Raw genomic sequence first — 350 nt, 5'->3', positions numbered from 1 at the left:
CCGGCCACCACTCGCCATGGCAGGTGGGCAGGTCGATACAGGCCACCGCCGCGTAGTTGGAACTGACCCAGCCGCCCAGCGCAATTTGCCCGATCACCAGCACCAAACCGGCGGTCGCCCAATATTGCAGGCGTTTGGGCACGATCAACGCCGGCAGCACGCCGGACAGGCGCAACGTCAGCAAAAACAGCAGGCTCAAGGTGGCAAACCCACCGAGCAGATGGCCGGTCACCACTTGCGGCCACAGTTTCAACGTCACCGTCCACATGCCAAACGCCGCCTGGGCGAACACCACCGCCAACAGGAACAGCGGCAGCTTCACCGGCTGGCCAGGGTCACGCCGATGGCTC

1 protein-coding gene is annotated in these 350 nt (G+C 64.9%); it reads right to left on the bottom strand.

Features of this window, described 5'->3' with window-relative positions; all coding sequences use genetic code 11:
- The coding region (locus KZZ04_RS18605; RefSeq protein WP_368735897.1) for a heme A synthase at positions 1–322 on the bottom strand (322 nt) is incomplete at its 3' end.
- Positions 323–350 lie beyond the last annotated feature (28 nt).

Source organism: Pseudoalteromonas sp. CR1 (genome assembly GCF_019392235.1).
Classification (GTDB): Bacteria; Pseudomonadota; Gammaproteobacteria; order Enterobacterales; family Alteromonadaceae; genus Pseudoalteromonas.
Note: the sequence above shows the minus strand (reverse complement) of the source record. Positions and strands in the feature narration are given on the sequence as shown.